The 19,177-nt window shown below is 56.3% G+C and carries 14 protein-coding genes; 7 read left to right on the top strand and 7 right to left on the bottom strand.

All coding sequences use genetic code 11. The features are described from left to right. Positions 1 to 158 precede the first annotated feature (158 nt). On the top strand, positions 159 to 770 hold the full coding sequence (gene gstA / locus IB213_RS14500; RefSeq protein WP_192407421.1) for a glutathione transferase GstA: 612 nt from the start codon (positions 159 to 161) through the stop codon (positions 768 to 770). 162 nt (positions 771 to 932) lie between these two features. Here gstA and IB213_RS14495 read toward each other — a convergent pair whose 3' ends face one another. After that, a complete protein-coding gene (locus IB213_RS14495; protein WP_192407419.1) occupies positions 933 to 2,591 on the bottom strand; it encodes a methyl-accepting chemotaxis protein in 1,659 nt (552 codons plus the stop codon). A gap of 303 nt (positions 2,592 to 2,894) precedes the next feature. Between IB213_RS14495 and IB213_RS14490 the strand changes: the two genes are divergently transcribed. Further along, complete coding sequence (locus IB213_RS14490) at positions 2,895 to 3,089, top strand: heavy-metal-associated domain-containing protein (RefSeq protein ID WP_192407417.1); 195 nt, start codon at positions 2,895 to 2,897, stop codon at positions 3,087 to 3,089. 135 nt (positions 3,090 to 3,224) lie between these two features. After that, entirely contained in the window at positions 3,225 to 4,412 is a 1,188-nt protein-coding gene (locus IB213_RS14485; RefSeq protein ID WP_191721971.1) for an acetyl-CoA C-acyltransferase family protein, read from the top strand. Positions 4,413 to 4,573: 161 nt separating this feature from the next. Here the strand turns inward: IB213_RS14485 and IB213_RS14480 are convergent, their stop codons facing one another. Then, positions 4,574 to 5,452, bottom strand: coding sequence for a TetR/AcrR family transcriptional regulator (locus IB213_RS14480; protein ID WP_192407415.1), 879 nt, complete (start codon positions 5,450 to 5,452; stop codon positions 4,574 to 4,576). A gap of 298 nt (positions 5,453 to 5,750) precedes the next feature. On the opposite strand from IB213_RS14480, the gene IB213_RS14475 reads away from it, so the two are divergent. Together IB213_RS14475 and IB213_RS14470 are read left to right on the top strand one after the other, a co-directional pair. Further along, positions 5,751 to 6,773, top strand: a complete 1,023-nt coding sequence (locus IB213_RS14475; RefSeq protein ID WP_192407413.1) for a sensor domain-containing diguanylate cyclase — start codon at positions 5,751 to 5,753, stop codon at positions 6,771 to 6,773. A 94-nt stretch (positions 6,774 to 6,867) separates the two neighbouring features. Further along, the gene (locus tag IB213_RS14470) at positions 6,868 to 8,088 is read left to right on the top strand and encodes a diguanylate cyclase (protein WP_192407411.1); all 1,221 of its coding nucleotides are present in this window, start codon (positions 6,868 to 6,870) and stop codon (positions 8,086 to 8,088) included. Here the strand turns inward: IB213_RS14470 and IB213_RS14465 are convergent. Then, on the bottom strand, positions 8,085 to 9,089 hold the full coding sequence (locus IB213_RS14465; RefSeq protein WP_192407403.1) for a recombination-associated protein RdgC: 1,005 nt from the start codon (positions 9,087 to 9,089) through the stop codon (positions 8,085 to 8,087). The genes IB213_RS14470 and IB213_RS14465 overlap by 4 nt on opposite strands. A gap of 274 nt (positions 9,090 to 9,363) precedes the next feature. On the opposite strand from IB213_RS14465, the gene IB213_RS14460 reads away from it, so the two are divergent. Further along, complete coding sequence (locus IB213_RS14460) at positions 9,364 to 9,930, top strand: Spy/CpxP family protein refolding chaperone (RefSeq protein WP_192407401.1); 567 nt, start codon at positions 9,364 to 9,366, stop codon at positions 9,928 to 9,930. Positions 9,931 to 11,873: 1,943 nt separating this feature from the next. Here IB213_RS14460 and IB213_RS14455 read toward each other — a convergent pair. The 4 genes from IB213_RS14455 to dinG form a co-directional block, all read right to left on the bottom strand. Then, positions 11,874 to 14,249 carry a membrane-bound PQQ-dependent dehydrogenase, glucose/quinate/shikimate family gene (locus IB213_RS14455; protein ID WP_192407399.1) on the bottom strand — a complete coding sequence of 792 codons (2,376 nt, stop codon included), beginning with the start codon at positions 14,247 to 14,249 and terminating at the stop codon, positions 11,874 to 11,876. 211 nt (positions 14,250 to 14,460) lie between these two features. Beyond that, complete coding sequence (locus IB213_RS14450) at positions 14,461 to 14,688, bottom strand: hypothetical protein (protein WP_192407397.1); 228 nt, start codon at positions 14,686 to 14,688, stop codon at positions 14,461 to 14,463. Between the two features lie 45 nt (positions 14,689 to 14,733). Further along, positions 14,734 to 15,087, bottom strand: a complete 354-nt coding sequence (locus tag IB213_RS14445; protein WP_192407395.1) for a zinc ribbon domain-containing protein YjdM — start codon at positions 15,085 to 15,087, stop codon at positions 14,734 to 14,736. A 134-nt stretch (positions 15,088 to 15,221) separates the two neighbouring features. Beyond that, positions 15,222 to 17,387 carry an ATP-dependent DNA helicase DinG gene (gene dinG, locus IB213_RS14440; protein ID WP_192407393.1) on the bottom strand — a complete coding sequence of 722 codons (2,166 nt, stop codon included), beginning with the start codon at positions 17,385 to 17,387 and terminating at the stop codon, positions 15,222 to 15,224. A gap of 900 nt (positions 17,388 to 18,287) precedes the next feature. Here dinG and IB213_RS14435 point away from each other — a divergent pair. Next, complete coding sequence (locus IB213_RS14435) at positions 18,288 to 19,136, top strand: undecaprenyl-diphosphate phosphatase (RefSeq protein WP_192407391.1); 849 nt, start codon at positions 18,288 to 18,290, stop codon at positions 19,134 to 19,136. Positions 19,137 to 19,177: the final 41 nt, after the last annotated feature.

Here is a 19,177-nt window from a genome sequence, read left to right as displayed (position 1 = left end):
GCAGGCAAACCCCCAATTTTCCCATCCTTTGCCTATCTTGTCTTGGCGCTGCACGCCACCGCGTCTGAGGTACGGCTTCTTGGCACTATTGCACCGCGCATAAGGCGTAGCATGGCCTTGGCCTTATCGCCCAGCATTGCAAGAAAGGTTTGAGAAACATGAAGCTTTATTTCAGCCCAGGTGCCTGCTCTTTGTCGCCCCATATCGTTGCCGAGGAGGCCGGCATTGCCTGCGAATACATTCTGACCAGCACCAAAAGCCACCAGTTGCCAGATGGCACAGATTTCTACACCATCAATCCACTGGGCTATGTACCTTTTCTGGTGCTCGATGATGGCCAGAGCCTGCGTGAAGGCCCGGTGATCGTGCAATACCTGGCAGACCGGGCACCCGAGAAAAAGCTCTTGCCTGCCGTGGGCACGATGGAGCGATATCGCGTTCTGGAATGGCTCAACTTTATTGGCACCGAGCTGCACAAAAGCTTTGGCCCACTGTTCAGGCCCAGCACCCCCGAGGCATACAAGCCCACGGTGCGCCAAGCGCTGCGTGGCCGCTTTGAATGGGTAGAGCAGCAGTTGGCAGGCAAGGATTACCTGATGGGCAGCCAGTTCACTGTGGCCGATGCCTACCTGTTCACGATCACTAACTGGGGAAAAGTGGTGGGCCTGGATCTGTCTGACCTGCCAAACCTGCAGGCTTACCAGCAACGCGTCTCTTCCCGCCCCGCCGTTCAAGCTGCACTGCGCGCCGAAGGCCTGCTCAAGCCCTAAACACACCCCGCTGCTTTGCCGCATGCAAAAAGGGCTTCCCTACGGAAGCCCTTTTTTAATGGTTAGCCAATAATGATAGCTATCAGCGCTTTACTACATTGATTTTCAATGCTCTAGATATCTGAAAATAAGTACAAACAAGCGCTAGTAGCTATCTTTTATTTAGCTCAACAGTGCCTGCGCAGGTTTTCGCAGTGCCTGAGGCTGAGCCACGCCAGAAAAACCTGTGTGGGGCTGTGCATAGCCTGCACTGGCCTGGTGGTCGAGTTTGAACTGCTGCACCACGCCCGCCAGACGCTCTGCTTGCTCCTTGAGCGATTCGGCCGCAGCCGCAGACTCTTCTACCAGGGCGGCGTTTTGCTGCGTCATGCGGTCAATGTCTCCCACGGCCTGGTTGACCTGCGAAATACCACCCGACTGCTCGTTGGCTGCAGCGGTGATCTCGCCAATGATGTCGCCCACACGCTGAATACTGCCAACGACTTCCTGCATGGTTTTGCCCGCAGATTCCACGTGTTTCACACCGCCATCGACCGCATTCACGCTGCTTTGAATCAACCGCTTGATATCGCTGGCAGCTTCGGCACTGCGCCGTGCAAGCAAGCGCACTTCACCGGCCACCACGGCAAAGCCCCGGCCTTGTTCACCGGCGCGGGCCGCTTCCACTGCGGCATTCAGCGCCAGGATGTTGGTCTGAAAAGCAATCGAGTCAATCAAACCAATGATGTCGCCAATCTTGCGGCTCGATGAGGCAATCTCATGCATGCTCTGCACCGCCTGCGCGACAACGGTTCCGCCCTGCGCCGCCGTTTGCGAGGCCGATGCAGACAGTTGATTGGCTGTCTGCGCGGACGACGCCGTTTGCTGTACGGTGGATGTCAGTTGCAGCAGCGACGCGACAGTTTGCTGCAGGTTGCTGGCGGTTTGCTCAGTGCGCGCCGACAGGTCACCGTTGCCCGTGGCAATTTCCTGGCTTGCGGTTGCGATGTTGCCGCTGGCATCACGCACACGCCCCACCATGCCGTTGAGGTTGGTCTGCATGGTCTTGAGTGCATTTTGCAGATCAGAGACCTCATCTTTACCCACGACATCCAGCTTTTCGGTCAGGTCGCCCTGGGCAATGGCATCTGCCAGCCGTTTCGCGTCTTGCAGCGGGCGGCAAATGGACACCATGTTCAGCAGGGTCAGCGGAGCGACCACTGCCGTGGTAATGATCAGCGCCAAGATGAACAGCCACTGCGTTTGTGAAGCCACCTGAACACCACGCGCCTGCGCCTCCTGTGCCTGCGTCTGCAAAAGCTGCTCCAGCGATTGCAACTGTTTTTCTGCCTCAACAAACTCGGCACTGGCACGCCGCCCTACGCGCTGCGCCACCGTGGCACTGTCGTACCCGCCTGCGAGCAGCTGACGAGCCACAGGCACAAACAGCTCCTGGTATTGGTCCAGGTGCTTGAGCAGGGTTTGAATCACCTGCACATCTTGCTGCGGCGCAGCTTTGGCAAATTCCTCGCCTGCAGCACGCACCGCCTGCAAGCTGGCCTGCCAGTCTGTATGGGTCTTTTGGAGCTGCTCGGGCTGCTCGTACTGAATCACCATGTCTTTTTCCAGAGAACGCACCAATGCCAAGCTGGTTTGCACCTTGGTCATCAGGCCCACCTGCTGAAAAGGTCCGTTCAGAAAACTCTGGTTCAGGTCATGCAGGCGAAACATGCCAAACATGCCTGCCCCACCCAAAAGGCCCAGCAACACCAGCACCACGGCAATGGCACCCAACATGCGCACCTTGATCGTGAACATCCGCATCAGCGCAAACAGATCCATGATCTGAGTTCCTCTCTATCGCTCACACTTAAAAAGACGCAAAGCCCTGGTATCGCCACCAAGGCTTCTTGTTCACCGTCTTTCCCAGGTGCAGAGCTGAGCACACAGGCAACAGGAACAGTCTGGCAAGTTTGCCAGACAAGTCTGACAAACAAGCCTAAAGAAAACCCCTTCTTGGGGCTACTTCTCGGGACTCGAAGCTGCTATGACTAAGCAGGTGCGCCACCGACCCGGCGTTACACGTGAAACACATGTGCGTTGCGCGGTACATTTAGCGGCATCTCGAACCATTGAAAGCCAACCATGGAACATGTTTTTCAAGTGCAGGGAATGACTTGCGGCCACTGCGAACGCGCTGTCCAGCAAGCCATCAGCCAGGTAGATGCACAAGCCCAGACCACCATCGACAGAACCACGGGGCAGGTGGTGGTGCTCAGCGAGAGCCCGCGTGCAGCGCTGGCCAGTGCTATTACCGAAGAAGGCTACACCGTCGCCTGAACCCAGCAGCCGTGGCCGCCACTGTGCAGGTGGCAGCGGCTGCACGTTGTCTCTGTCACACGCACGATTGGCAGTTGGTTGCTGCAAACGCACAATGGCTGTCAGCTTTGCCTAAACAACCATTGGAGACAACGCATGAGCACCCGTGAAATTTTTGTCGTCAGCGCTGCACGTACCGCCATTGGCACTTTTGGTGGTGCTCTCAAAGATGTAGCCAACACCCAGCTGGCCACCACAGCCGTCAAGGCTGCGATAGAGCGGGCCGGAATCTCCCCCGATGTCGTGGGCCACGTGGTCATGGGCAATGTCATTCCCACAGATACCAAAGATGCCTACCTGGCTCGCGTGGCAGCCATTGATGCCGGCTGCCCCATCGAGACGCCCGCCTTCAACGTGAACCGCCTGTGTGGCTCTGGCCTGCAAGCCATTGTGTCTGCAGCCCAATCCATTGCGCTGGGTGACTGTGATGTGGCCATTGGCGGGGGTTCTGAATCCATGAGCCGTGGCCCCTACTTCGACACCGCATCGCGCTGGGGTGCACGCATGGGCGATGCCAAGAGCGTGGATTACATGCTGGGCATCTTGCATGACCCCTGGCAAAAAATGCACATGGGCATCACGGCAGAGAACGTGGCCGATCGCTACAAAATCAGCCGCCAGATGCAAGACGAGCTGGCCGTACTCAGCCAAACCCGCGCAGCAGCAGCCATTGCCGCAGGCTACTTCAAAGAGCAAATCGTTCCCGTGGAAATCGCCTCGCGCAAAGGCACCATCGTCTTTGACACGGATGAGCACGTGCGTGGCAGCACCACTGTTGATACCCTGGCCGCCATGAAACCGGCCTTCAAGAAAGAAGGCGGCAGCGTCACTGCGGGCAATGCCTCAGGCATCAACGACGGCGCAGCCGCAGTCACCTTGGTGGCCGGTGACCGTGTTCAGGCCCTGGGGGTGAAACCTCTGGCGCGTCTGGTGGGCTATGCGCACGCTGGCGTTGACCCCGCCTACATGGGCATTGGCCCTGTCCCCGCAACACAAAAGGTGCTGGCGCGCACAGGTCTGAAGATTCAGGACATGGATGTGATTGAGGCCAACGAAGCCTTCGCAGCCCAGGCCTGCGCGGTCATTCAGGAGCTGGGGCTGGACCCCGCCAAGGTCAACCCCAATGGCTCTGGCATCTCGCTGGGCCACCCCGTGGGAGCGACTGGCGCCATCATTACCACCAAGGCGATTTATGAGCTGCACCGCACAGGTGGCCGCTACGCACTGGTAACCATGTGCATCGGTGGTGGCCAGGGGATTGCCGCCATTTTTGAACGCGTATAAGGCCTGCGCAGGCAACGTCAGGGCTAGCAATCTTTGGGGTTGCTGGCCCTTTTTTTATCTGCGTTGCCCGCGCTTTTATTCCTGGATGCGTCTGTCCATCCATCTTGGCGGACTGTGGCGCGGCGCAAAGTCACGCACATTTTTTGCATCCAAGATTCGCATCAGAAAAGATTGATCTGTGCCGTTGTCTGCATGGACTTCGCACGCGGTTTCAGCGCCGGCTTGACCTTCCTGACTTCAGCCGGATCGGGGCGCTCCATGATCCGCTGCACTGCACCAGCCAGCGGCACTTGGGCAACGGCAGGGGCAGAGCACTCCTGGCTGGGCAGCATTGAAATTTGAGCAGCAGCAAGAGACGAAGGCTGCACAGCAGGTGCAGCCAGAGCCGCCTGGCCCTGTGCCACCACTGGCCGCTTGCGCCCTGCCTGTCGATCACTGCGTGGCTGCTCGGTCGATGGCGCAGGCTCCTCCTTGCGAGATTGCAGAGGCCGGTGCTGCGCACAAAGCAGCGCAATCAAGCTGTTGACATGGGCCTTGGGCAAACTCAGCACCACGCCTTCCAGTGCTCGCAGCCATACCGCCACTTGCGTGGCCGACGCAGCCACAGATGCCAGTCCTTTTTCCAGAATGCTGCGCTGCTGCTGCATGTGCTGGGCAGATGCAGCGGGTAGCTCCCACTCATCAATGCGCACCATGCACCATCCAAAATCTGTTGAGAGCACCCGCGCGTAGGCTTTCAGAGCGGCTTCCAGACCTGCCTCTCCTGCCGATTGCAGGGCTTCACGCACTCCTTCAATCGCTTGCTGAAAACCGGCCAGCGCACAGGCCTGGACCAGCTCCGATTTGCTGCGCACGTAGTAGTACAGCGTCGGTTTGGTAATGCCCAGCTGTGCGGCCATCTGATCCAGCGAGGCCGATGCAAATCCCTGCTGCTTAAACAGCCGGGCTGCAGTGACAAGCAACGCATCTCGCTTGTTGCGGCGCTGGGCCACACGCTGAACAGGGGTTCCCCAGGGGGAAGGTGCAGCAAGGAGGTCCATTGCTTGTGAAGAAATTACTGTCAAAACTCAAAACCGATAGCAAACACTCAAGGCATTCTAAGGAATAGAGCATGGCCTCGTGTTTTATCGATCACTTGAATCGCTCACACAAAAACAATCAAACCAACCCAGCGGAAAGCACCCAAACATTCAGCAACACTGGCATCACAAAGTAGACAAACTCTGCCTTCATAACCCCGCAAAGCGGCCTATGCTTTCAGTGTTGCCATGCACCTGAAAACCTCACAAGAACGCCTGTGCCACAGCGTTTTTCATTCTTCTTTCCCACTGCCTGACCATGGATAACCTGCTGACTAGCCTTTCTCAATCTTTAAAGCTTGCCAAAAGCCAAGAAGATTTGGTCCGTCCACTGCTTGAAATGCTCGGGCAGGTAACGCGGCTGGAATCCACCTACCTGACCACCATCGACTTCGAGCAAGCGCTGCAGCATGTGCTGTATGCCCGCAATACGCAGCAAATGCAGATTCCTGAGGGGCTGAGCGTTCCATGGAACGACACGCTGTGTCAGCGCGCTTTGGCAGAAGGGCGCATGTGTACCAGCAATGTGCAGGAGCACTGGGGTGATTCGCAGGCCGCACAGGCGCTGGGCATACGCACCTATGTCAGTGCCCCGGTGCGCATGTCTGATGGCAGCGTCTATGGCACCTTGTGTGCCGCCAGTGCCAGCGATGCCACGCTCCCCTCTGAAACAGAAGTGGTGCTGCAGCTGTTTGCCCAACTGATCGGCCACCATGTAGAGAGAGAGCAATTGCTGGAGCTGCTGAAAGAGCGCAACTCAATGCTGACGCATTTGGCATTGACTGACTCGCTCACCCAGTTGCCCAACCGTACGGCCTTGATCAATGAGCTGCAGCGCCTGCTGGCACGCGCACAGCGCAGTGGCGAGTCTGTGCTGGTGGCTTTCGTAGATCTTGACGGCTTCAAGCAAATCAACGATGAACATGGCCACGCCGCTGGCGACCGGCTGCTGTGCCAGCTGGCACAGCGCCTGCAGCACAGCCTGCGCGGCGGCGACATGGTGGCACGCATGGGTGGTGATGAGTTTGTGGTGGTCACCCCAGGTCCTGCCCCTTTTGATGAAGGGCTCAAACACGCGCTCACCGCCTTAGAAACGCGCCTGCGACAAGCCTCTGCATGCGAGATCACGCTCGATGATGGACAGCCGCTGCACTACCCGGGAGCCAGCGTGGGTCTGGTCCATGTTTCGGGCTTTACCAGTGTCGATGAGGCCTTTCATCAGGCCGATATGGCCATGTATGCCGACAAAGAGCGCCGTCGAGCACTGGGCATTGCCCCCTGACTAAAAAGCGGATACAGCCTACAAGCTGAGGCATGTTTTGCCGTTGAGATACATGAAGACACATTTCTTGTCTCTTGTTATCTAAGGCATCGCCATGACTCCCCTGCTCCCAGACTTTTTTACGGCCTATGGCATGGCCTGCCTGTCTGCTTTCACGGTGGTGTGGGTCATGTGGGCCTTGGGCCGCCAGTACTGGCAACAAGGCATGGCTTTGACGCTGGCAAGCACACTGCTCAGTGCGCTTGCCTACGGGCTGCTTGCCCTGCATACCAGATGGAACCTGATCGCACTGCTGGTGGCCTCTCAAGCGCTTTTGAGCATGGCCATTGGCGTGTTCACTGTGGCCATCCAGCGCTTCAGGCAAAGCAGCGACAGGGGCCGCGATGCCACCACCGTACTGCTACCTACAGGAGTGTCGCTGTTGCTGGCAGCATGGCCGCTGCCTCAGGACCTAACGCGCTTTCACCAGCTGCATGCAGCAATGGTTGCGCTGCAGCTGGTTTTCGCCGTGGTGGTGCTGCTGCGCATACGCACAAGCACGCCCGGCAGGGGCTGGATTCTGGTTACAGGCGCAGTGCTGGTACACATGCTCGCGATCTTGCCCGTGGAGCTTTTCAGAACCACCGCGCTCTTTGACGACGCCGCCAGTACCTCGCCAGCAAACACGCTGCTGCTATGGGCGCTGTGCCTGGGGGTGCTGCTTCAGTTGAGTGTTCGCAGCATTGGTTTTTTGATCATGCTGCGGGATCGGGAGACCGTGATGGAGCAAAGCAAAGCCCAGCTTGACCCACTCACCCAACTGCCCAACCGTGCAGCTTTGGTGCAGATCCTGCAACACGCCATTGAAGCGGCTGCGCAGCAGGGGCAGGCACTGTCCATCATGGTTCTGGACATCGACCACTTCAAAAGCGTCAATGACAGCTATGGGCACCTGGTGGGTGACTACGTCATTCAAAGCATTGCGCGCACTGTCATGCAGCACCGTCGCACCAGCGATTTTGCCGCCCGCTACGGCGGTGAAGAGTTTGTGGTCGTATTGCCCAATACGCACGCCCGTGAGGCGTTCCATCTGGCTGAGCGCCTGTGCCAGGCAGTGCGCAAATCTCCCATGCCATTGCCCAACGGCAAGCTGCTGCACACCACCATCAGCGTGGGAGTGTATGCAGGCACACCCACGCATGGCAGCTCATGGGAGCGACTGGTCGGCGCGGCTGATGAAGCCATGTACGTGGCCAAGCGCAATGGCCGTGACCGCGTAGCCATGTCGGCCACTGTGCATACCATGCAGTCGCACACAGCGGCCGCCATGCCTTAGAACGGTGCGTCTTGCGGGTCTGTGTCTTGCGGAGCAAGGGCCGGGCCTGTCACAGCACCTTTGCCTGCCACTCGCACCGCCAGAGTTTCTGCACCCGGTGCGGGCTGGCCAATCTCGGTGCGTCCTTCACCGCCCAAGGCTTCAATCAAGTCTGGAATCAGCTTGGACAGCTCGCCCGTCGCAATGGCCACATCGGTGTCAAAACCACCTTCATCACCGGCTTGATCCAGAACCGTATCAGTGAATGCAATTTTCTTGATTTGCAGGCTGTCGGTCAGCAAAAAGCTCACGCGGTCGTCCCACGTCATGGCCAGCTTGGTTGGCAATTTGCCATGCTCCACATGCTGCTTGACTTCATCAATATCCAGCGGGTGGCGGGCATAACGCACCACCGCCTTGGATTCGTCAGCCGCCTTCAACTCACACTCACGGTCAATGCTAAAGCCTGCAGGAGCTTCCTGCGTCAACAGCCAATGGGCCATGGCAGCCTGGGCACTGGTTTGTGTGTCCAGCAAGGCCACGCCAAAGCCCTTGAGCCCTTCTACCAGCAGCGTGACCACTTCGTCAGCCTTGCCCTGAGCGCCGGTATCGAGCACCAAAAACTTGGCTTGCGGATCGATCCACACCCACAGGCTGCTTTGCTTGGTGAAAGCCATGGGCAGCAAATCGAGCTTGGCCTCGTCTTTGAGGTCTCGCTTTTCTTTCTTGCCGGGCTTGCGGCCAAACTCTTTTTCAATCGCGTCAGCCTTCTCCTGCACCTTGCGATTGAGCACGCTGGCGGGCAGCATTTTGGACTCGCTCATAAAGCGCAGGATCCACTGCCCACCAACGCTTTCAGCCAGCAAGCCGTGCTCCTCACCACGTGGCGGCACCCAGCCTGCCGATTGTTCCTGCGTTGCGCCGCAAGCCATGAAAGGCGTCTTTTGCAGAGCCTCTTGCACCTGCTCCAGTGAGCCTTCCCATTGCGCCGCCATGCGGTACACGATCATGTTTTTGAACACGCAGCCACCTCTTCCTGATTCATTCAAACAAAACCAAGACAGGCCCAGCACGGGCGGGCCTGTCTTATCAATTTATGAGCTATTGGCAGTTACACCATATGTGCTCGTGAGCAAAAAAACGCTTGAGCCTTCATACCGTGCCACATGCAGCTTTGTATTACTTTACACAGCAGCAGCAAAGCCTCACGTGTGCCTTACATAGTGCCCTCAAACTTGCATCCAAGGACACAGCAAACGCTTGTCTCACCGCAACACCGCTTGAAAGGAACTTGTGATGAAACGCTTCCAACGTACTTTGACCGCCACTGTCGCCGCTGCTGCCTTGGCAGGCACGTTTGCCCTCAGCGCCAACGCCCAGACTGCACAGCCTGCCGTATCTGCCCCTGCCCATTCCGCAGTCCAGCACAGTCCACGCCACACGGCACCCGACTTTGCCAAGTTTCATGCAGAACGCACAGAGCGCATGAAAACACTTTTGCAGATCCAGCCTAACCAACAGGCAGCCTGGGACAAATATGCCAAGGCAATCACCCCTGAGCCTCGCACCAAGGCCCATGGCGAGCGAGCCGATCTGCGCAAGCTGACAACACCCGAGCGGCTCGATCTGGCGCAAAAGCTGCGCAAGGAACGCTCCGCCAAAGCCGAACAGCGCGATCAAGCCACGCGCAGTTTCTACAGCAGCCTCAACCCCAGCCAGCAAAAAGCTTTTGATGAGCTGACAGCACGCCACCCAGGCAAGCACCACGCAGGCTCTGGCGCAAAGCGCATGGATGGCAAACGTGGTCACCATGGCCATGGCCCCGCCGGTCATGCACCAGTGACCGCTTCACCGGCTGCATAAAACCTTCGGGCGTTTTGCACAAGCAGGCTTCGGCCTGCTTTTTTTGTGGCTGAAAAAAATCTTTCATTGTGCACAGCCCTGCTGTCTCGCCCACAGCCCTGTGCGCATTGATGCCGTAGACACCGCATAGCGGGCGGGCACTGCAATGGCTGAAACCTATTGAGGAATGCAACAGCCGATGGCCGTCACTTTCAATGTGGGTGTTCACCCACATTGGGTACATCCAAAAACAAAAATAAAAACAACAACTTAACCATCCAATTCAGCACGCCATGTAACCGAGGGTTTACCCGGTAACTGGGTTACATCGCCGCGTTGCTCACTTTTTTGTAACGCAGTTACCTGCATTGAAGTCGTGCAGAAAGAACGGCATGCAAGGCAATTTTTGCCTGTGCATAACTTTGTGTGGAAAAAAAGAGCAACTACCTACTTATCCACACCAAGGTGACATGTGCTGAAGTTGTACCCAAAAGCGTGACCGTTCATCCCGCCTTGCAGCACATACTTTGAAATTTTGTAACGTCTTGATCTGAAAAAGCGTTTTCACGATATCCACAGAAGCAAGCCATCCTTACTATTACTACTAATTAAAAATAGAAAACATAAAGAATAACAACCGCGCGAAAAAATTCGCGCAAATGAAGCCTCTATCCAGGATCTGTTCCGTTTTTCAATGGCCTCTTTGTATTCCCGCAGGGTTTCGGGATGTTCACAGGATGGCTCTTCTGAGGAAAAATGCTGCTTTAAAAGTTATTCACATCAAATTTGATAGCTTAAAACGCTTATTTCATAGTAGCTAAGCGCATAAAACTAAGTTACATCAGAGTGAAGCAGTACTTGTGGATAGATCACTGAAGAAAACATAGATATCCACAAAAATTCAAAAAATTTGGAAGTTATCCCTGTTTGCACGACAACAGCAACAGGGTCTGGCCCACATGATTTGGCCGTAGGCAAGTAGTTGATATCAGGTCTGAATGTGAAGTTATCCACAAAAAATGTAGAGACCTACTACTACCTACTATTCTTATAAAAAATTTAAAAGAACAAGTCACCTCAAACTCAAAATCCAAAGCAGTAAACAGATGAGGTGCACTTCAAGGGCTTGTCAGACTTGGAAAAAAGAGTTCATTGATCTGAAAATCCAAGAGCCTTGGTAGCAGCCAGGTTGAAAATTTGTTTTCAGCTGCCCAGCAGCCAGAGCGTGAACAGTTTCTCCGGCATGAAAACTTATGCACAGCTTGTTATGCACAGCAGTGGACAGTGTTTTTGCCAGCGTAGAGACGTGCCAAAGAGCCATTCAAAAATATTCAATGATCACTGCGGTGCTTGTGTGAAAAGCACCATGTGCGTTCACAACACGTTCGATCTGATTTCCGGCGTTCAAGGGGATGGGCTCTACGCTCTGGACGTTTGCAGCTATCGAATCAGGACAGATCGCAGAAAGCAATTTTTTTGAAGCTGCAGGCAAGCAAGAAGAAATCTCTCAGTTCAGTAACCGTTCAGTGATCGGTGCCTGGGCAGTACCGGAACCAGCTCAAGCCTGGTCTCAGCTTGACAGGCCTGTCTGCAGCAGCAGAGCAAGCCTGTACGTGCCTGTTAAGGGGTGCGGCACCCTACCCCCCATGTCCTGCTGGTGCAGGCCTGTCAGGCGCTTGTGGCCTTGTCCTGTCTGCCTGTTGCAGACAAGGCAGCGGTCATGCGGATGTTTTCAACGCAGGACTGCAGGAGCAATGAGGGCCTGCGCACTGACTGGCCATGCAGCTGCCAACGATTGACTGGCTGTCTATGCCGAGGACTGGGGGTACCGTACAGAGGCATGGCCTGTGTGCAGGGATGGCCGAAAAAAAGCCCAAAAAAAGGCCTCTTCAAATACTCCCTTAAGAGGTTGAAGAGGCCTTGCTTGCAGGGCTGAGTGCATCAGCCCTGTTCATGCAGCGTGTTTACTTCTTGAGTTTGTAGGCGATCACGTAATCACCCGCCTTGGTGCCAATGGAGCCGTGACCACCGGCCACCAGCACCACCACCTGCTCACCCTGGCTGTTCAGGTAAGTCATGGGAGTGGCTTGGCCACCTGCAGGCAGACGGGCATTCCACAGCACATCACCCGTGGCAACGTCATAGGCGCGGAAGTTGTTGTCCACTGCAGCTCCCAGGAAGGCAACGCCTGAAGCCGTCATCAGGGGGCCACCGATACCGGGAACACCTACCTTGATGGGCAGAGGGATGGGTGACAGGTCGCGGATGGTGCCGTTGCGGTACTGGTAGGCAATCTTACCGGTACGCAAATCTGCTGCTGCCACGGTTCCCCATGGAGGAGTCTGGCAAGGCACGCCCATGGGCGACAGGAAGGGGTGCATCTTGACAGCGTAGCCAGCGCCTTCGTTGGCGTTGATACCTTGCTCGCCCAGATTCATCACAGTGTCACCCTTGAGCTGGTCGCGGGGGATCAGTGTCGAGACGAAAGCCAGGTAGGTCGGCATGCCAAACATCACCTGGCGCTGTGGATCCACCGCCACGGAGCCCCAGTTGAAGGTGCCAAAGTTGCCGGGATACACCAGTGTGCCTTGCAGTGAAGGTGCGGTGTAGCGGCCTTCGTAGCGCAGTTTCTTGAACTGAATACGGCACATCATCTGGTCGATCAAGCTGGCACCCCACATGTCTGACTCCGTCAGCTTGGGAGGCTCAAAGCTCAAAGCCGACACAGGCTGTGTGGGCACGGTGTGTTCGCCGGGCACGTCGGTACCCTGAGGTGCAGGACGCTCGGTGACCGCATGAATGGGCGTACCGTCACGGCGGTCCAGCACATAGACATCACCTTGCTTGGTGGGCAGCACCAGTGAAGGTGTACGGCCCTGGGGCAGATCCAGGTCCAGCAGCACGGGCTGCGATCCCAGGTCCATGTCCCACAGGTCGTGGTGCACGGTTTGCTTGTACCAGCGCAGCTTGCCGGTCTTTAAGTCCAGCGCCACGATGGCGGCGGTGTACTTTTCTTCGTCAGCGTTGCGGTATTGACCCAGCTGGTCAGGAACGCGGTTGCCCATGGGCACGTAGACCATGCCCAGTTCGGTGTCGGCAGAGAACACCGTCCAGCTGTTGGGCGAAGATGCCTTGTAGACCTGGTTGGGGTTGGCTGGATCAAAAGGCTCGGTGGCCTCAGGGTTGCCAGAATCCCAGTTCCACAGCAGCTTGCCGGTGTGTACGTCGTACGCACGAATCACGCCCGAGGGGGATTCCACGGCGTAGTTGTCGTTGACCGATGCGCCAATGATCAGCGTATCGCCCGCAATCACGGGTGGCGATGTGGGGTTCAGATAACCGGGCTGCTTGTTGGGCATGTTGTGCGTCAGATCGATCGCACCCTTGTCACCGAAGTCTTCGCACAACTTGCCGGTTTCGGCATCCAGCGCATAGAGCTTGGCGTTGGAAGATGGCAGGAAGATGCGGTGCTTGCACTGTGCTGCACTGGCTGTCGCAGTCGTCGATGCCACTGCAGTTGCAGCAGAAGTAGCGGGCGCATCTGCATGGAAAGCAACGCCGCGGCAGGTCTGGTGCTGGCGGTTAGATTCCATGCCCGCTTGCGGATCAAAGCGCCATTTTTCGGCACCTGTATCAGCATCCAGAGCAATGGCCAGGCTGTGCGGGGTGCACAGGTACAGGCTGTCGCCGATTTTCAGTGGCGTGGCCTGGTAGGTGGTTTCACCCACGTCGCCCGGGCCCTTCATGTCGCCTGTGCGGATCTGCCAGGCTACATCCAGCTGGTTCACGTTGTCAGGCGTGATCTGTGTGAGCTTGGAAAAGCGCTGGCCGTGGTGTGATCCCGCGTAAGCGGTCCAGTCGCCTTCAGCGGCTGGGGTATCGCCGGTTTTGGCATCGGGATTGACCACTTCCATTGACAGCTTGCCGGCCGTCTCATGGAGGTGAAAAGGAATGCCGATGAAGGCGATTACAGCCGAGAGGATCGACGCTGCCAGCACAGGCATGCCCGCAGCGAAAGGCGCTGTGCCCGCAGCAGCACTGCGGCGCGAAGCAGGAATCGCCATGATGAAACCAATGATGGCAGGCAGGCCCAGACGGGTTGCCAGTGGCCACCAGTGCAGTCCTGACTCCCACAGTGACCAGGCCAGCAGCACCAGCAGCCAGATGGCGTATACCGGTGTAGCCCAGCGCTTGCGCTTGAGAACACCGAACGCCGCGATCAATACGACCACGCCGCTCAACAGGTAGAAAGGACTGCCACCCAAGGCAAGCAGGTAGCTGCCGCCGAAAGTCAGTGGCAGGCCAAGAATGGCCAGAAGCAAGAGTGTCAATGCACGCATGGCAGCAGCTCCTGAGGTATCAGTTGGATCACGCTTGTCATGATTTTTTGATGTATGGTTTTTTAGGGAGAAAAAAAACCGACGGCGCCGGTACTCACCAGTGTCTTGTGCACAGGGGTGAGCACAAGTCAGAGAAAGTAGCGGTTGGCCGTCGGGGGCGTCATCGTATGTCGCGCAGCGAATGCGTGCTGGCGAGAGTTAGCGCTAACGTTTATTTTTGGAAAGCACCAGCCATTTTTGTTGTGAAAAATATGGCGATAAGTACAGGAAACTTATTTGCCTTCAGTAAGTTAGAGCGTTTTTGACGAACTGCCACCTTCACAAAAAACCATGATTTGCGAATGGGTGCCGCCCTGAGCGCGGGGGCGTTCAAACAGCCTGCACAGCGAGGGTCTGGCGCTGAAGGCTTTGGATGCAGTGCCTTGGTGGCGAAGGGCATCTGCGCTGATGCACCTTCGCAAAATCAGCACAAATGGCTGCGGCTTTACGCCTTTTTCAGAAACTCAGATTTCAGAATGAAAGGGCCTTGGTCGGTCTTGCAGTCCACGTCGTGGTCGCCGTTGTCATAGACCAGACGAATGCCTTTGATCTTGCTGCCCTTCTTGATGACGGTGGACGATCCCTTAACCTTCAAATCCTTTACCAGCAACACCGTGTCTCCGTCGGTCAAAGGGGTGCCATTGGCATCTTTGATGACGCGGGGGCCATCATCTTCGTCGCTAGCTGCAGCTTGTTCTGACCACTCATGGGCACAGTCAGGGCAGATGAACAGCGCTGCGTCAGGATAGGTATTGTCTTGGCCGCATTGGGGGCAGGATGGGAAAGTCGTGGTGCTCAAGAGATGTCTTTCATTCAATGGAGTTTTAAAAAATGAGCTGTTAGCGCTTTAGCAGTCTATGTTTCAATATGAAATCACATTGAAAACTAGTATTGTTAAGCCTTGGTAGCTCCTTTTATTGTGATGTTGCACGTTCATGCCATGCGTTTTTCCAGCGTGAACGGTGGCAGGCCTTTAAGCAACTGTGCTCCGTAGCTGGTAGCCACCAGACGCCGATCGTAGCAATAGACGTGGGCCTGGTCTTCTTCGGTACGAATAGCGCGCCCTACCCATTGCGCCAGTCGAATGGCTGTGGCGGGCACCACCAGCTCGTTGAACGGGTTGCGCCCGCTGCTGCGCAGCCATTCAGCGCGTGACTCACCCACTGGGTCATCGGGCGGCGAAAACGGCAGCTTGGTGATGAACAGCGATTCACACAGCGCACCGGGCAAATCCAGTCCTTCACCAAACGACTGCATGCCAAAGATGATGGAAGGCAAGCCCTGCTCTACCCGCGCACGGTGATCGGCCAGCAACATGGAACGCGGCATGGCCGTTTGCACCAGCACGTAATTGCGCATGGCGCTGGGCAGCGCATCCACAGCCTGGCGCATCTGATCACGCGAGGTAAACAGCACCAGCGCACCGGCTTGCACGCGGCTCAAGTCATTGAGCAGTCGCTCCACCATCTCACGGGTAAACGCAGCGGCTTCGCGCGGGTCGGCCTGCGTCTGGTGGGCAACCAAAGTGCCCTGGGCGGCATAGTCAAACGGGCTGGCTACTTCCAGCGTCTGCACTGCTGCATCGCCATGCAGCCCGGCCTCTCGCAAGAAGAAATCAAAGCCGCCACAACTGGTCAGCGTGGCGCTGGTCAGCACCGCGCCGCGCACCTGGCTCCACAAGTGGTGGCGCAGCGTGGCACCGGGCAAGATGGGGCTGGCGTGGCCTTTGACCACGATGTAGTCGCCATCTATTTCCAGCGTGAACCATTTGGCATTGGGCACGCTCTGGGAGCCGTCTTCACGGGTTTCTGGCTGCTGGCTGAGCAACTGGGCGGTGTCGTGCACGGCTTCCAGCCGCGGGGCCAGCGTGCCCACCTGGGCATACAGTGCAGACAGGCGCTGCGCCTCATCGGGCTTGTCTTTGATCTCAGCTTTCAGCGCCTTGGCAATGGCGCGCAACACATCCAGAAAGCCGCTGGCGTTGTGCATGACTTGCGCCAAAGGCTCCAGCAAGGGGTCTGGCAAATCACCACGCGGCACGCGCACTCGCGCAGGGCCCCAGCTGTCTTTCTGGCCTTTGAGCTGTTCGCCATACAGCGACATGACCAGACGTGCCAGCTCAGTCAGGTGCTCACGCAGCCCGCTGCTGTAACCGGCAATGTCGGCAATCTCATCGACCTCCATCAACTGGCCTACACGCAATGCACGGCTGGCCAGCTTGTCGATCCATGTCAGCCGGCTCATGTCCATATCACACGCAAATTGTGACAACGCGGTTTGCGGCAAATGGTGGGCTTCGTCCAGGATGAGCAGGCTGTTGTCCAGCTCTGGCAGCAAGCGTGCTCCCAGACTGGAAAGCAGTAAATCATGATTGGCCACAATGACTTGCGCGGCCACCATCTCTTTGCGGCGTTCGTAATACGTGCAGTTGTCAAAGGCCGGGCAATGGCGCCCCGTGCAAGAGCTGCCTTCGGCGGCCAGCGGTGCCCATGCCTCGGCTTCCGGCGGCGGGGTGAGGCTGTCGCGGTCGCCATTCCACTGGCCAGTGGCCAGCGCGTCAGCCATCGATGTGTAGAACTGCATGCGCGCCTCGGTCTCTGCCTTGGGGCGTGTTTTGCGCTGTTCTGTGGCTTCTTCGGCGAACAGGTCATCCACTTCGTCGCTGTTTTCTCCCGAGCTGGCCAGACGCTCCAGCTTCAGCTTGCAGACAAAGCGGCCTCGGCCCTTGGCCAGTGCAAATTTGAAAGGCGTGGGCAGTTGCTGCGCCAGCGCGGGCAGATCCTTGTTGACCAGCTGCTCTTGCAAAGCCACGGTGGCCGTAGAAATCAGCACGCGTGTGCCCCGTGCCAAAGCCATGGCAATGGCAGGCGCTGCATATGCCAGTGACTTGCCTACGCCGGTTCCAGCCTGAATGACCGCGATGGCGCGCTGCGGGTCTGCAGCGCCCTCTTCCACCTTGCCCAGCTGCGCATTGGAGAGCGTCTGCGCGATCTGGGCGGCCATTTTTCGCTGTCCCTCACGGACACGAAAACCGGGGATGGATGCGACCACGGAATCAAAGGAATCCAAGGCCTGCGTGGCCCATTTTTTTTGACTCATTGTGAGGTTTTGAACGAGAAAGCTGTGCTGCAGGGTGTGAAAAATTATTTTCAATACAAGTCAAACGCATGCATTTCATCTTTTTATTTATTTCTTGGATGACTGGCATGCGTAAATTCGCTGAAAATTTAAGCAATGTTCCATCGCTTTTCTGAGTGAACGGCAACAAATTCAAGCAGATCTACGCTGTGGAAAAATCATTATAGATTGTGGATGAGTGAGGTGGTTTGCCAAGGGAATCACTGCATGCATATGCCTTAAAACTTCCAGATAAGCATGTGGAAAAGCAAAGAATAAAGAAGGTGAGAGTGTTGAAAAAATCTTTTCAATCATCACTCACTTACTCACAAGGCAGTGAAACAAGAACATTGTGGATAAGTAGCATCTGAGCAATGCAGATGCCCCCGAAAGCTATCCACAATTTTTCGAAGAAAGTTATCCACATGCTGTGTGCAAAGTTGGCAGAAAAGACCAGCCATCTTCAGCTCTAAGGCATGCATTCAAGCCAGATTTCACTCAGAATCTAGTCGTATCAAAAGATATTTTTTTGCAAAACACTTGACCGTCATGGCAGAAAAAATGCTTGAAAAAAGTGTTTTAAAGCATTTCTTGATCCATGAAATGTATTTTTTATTATTTTAAAAGTGCTTGAACACTAGATTTATATAAAAAAACATGAACATAAATTCGATGAGCAGCGATGCATCAAGAAAACGGATCGTCCGGCTGCTGTGCGCCCCTTGAAGGCTGGGTCTGCTCTGGCTGCATCCGCCTTGCATTCCATTGGCATGTGTGGATGCGCGCGCGTCAGCGCCTGTAGCGCCACCCTGGCGGCAGTGTTTAAGAAGCGCTGGCGCTACACTGCTGGACTGCTTTTTTGATGGTTTACCCACTTACGCTATGCATGCCACCTTTGGATGGCTGGACGCGATCATTCTTGGATTGGTCCAAGGCTTGACCGAGTTTTTGCCTATTTCTTCCAGCGCTCACCTGCGCATTCTTGGCCCCCTGCTTCCTGGTGGTGCAGATCCAGGGGCTGCTTTTACAGCCATCACCCAGCTGGGCACAGAGCTGGCGGTGCTGATTTACTTTCGCAAAGATGTGATGCGCATGCTGCTTGCATGGTTTGCCAGCCTGCCTTTGATTGGCAGCCGCAAGAGCGGCGAGGCCTTGGACACGGATGCCAAGCTGGCGTGGCTTGTTATTTTGGGCACCATCCCTATCTGTGTGCTGGGCCTGCTCTTGCGCGACTGGATTGAAACCTCATTCAGAACGCTGGCGGTGACAGCCACCATGCTGATCGTCTTTGGCCTGCTGCTGGGCTGGGCGGAAAAGCGCGGCACACAAACCCGCCAAATTGGCCATCTGGGCTGGAAAGATGGCGTCTTGCTGGGCCTGGCACAGGCCATGGCACTGGTTCCGGGCGTCTCGCGCTCAGGTGGCACGATTACTGCTGCCCTTTTGCTGGGTATGACCCGCGAGGCTGCGGCACGCTTTTCGTTCCTGCTGGCCATTCCTGCAGTGCTGATGTCGGGCTTTTACATGCTGCTTTTCAAGCGTGAACCCATGACCACTGAGCAGTGGGGCATGACGCTTGCTGCCACCGTGATTGCCTTCGTGGTGGGCTATGCAGTCATTGTCTGGTTCATGCGCCTGATCTCGAGCAAGGGCTTCGGATTCTTTGTGATCTACCGCGTTCTGCTGGGGGTTGCAATTTTGCTGGGCCTGTACTTTGGTTTTATCCAGTAATCTCTAACTGTTATTGTTTGCAATAGAGCGACGTTGAAAGG

Source organism: Comamonas sp. CMM02 (assembly GCF_014851485.1).
In the GTDB taxonomy this organism is placed as follows: Bacteria; Pseudomonadota; Gammaproteobacteria; order Burkholderiales; family Burkholderiaceae_C; genus Comamonas; species Comamonas avium.
The sequence above is the reverse complement of the archived record's forward strand: the minus strand, read 5'-3'. Positions and strand labels throughout refer to the sequence as shown.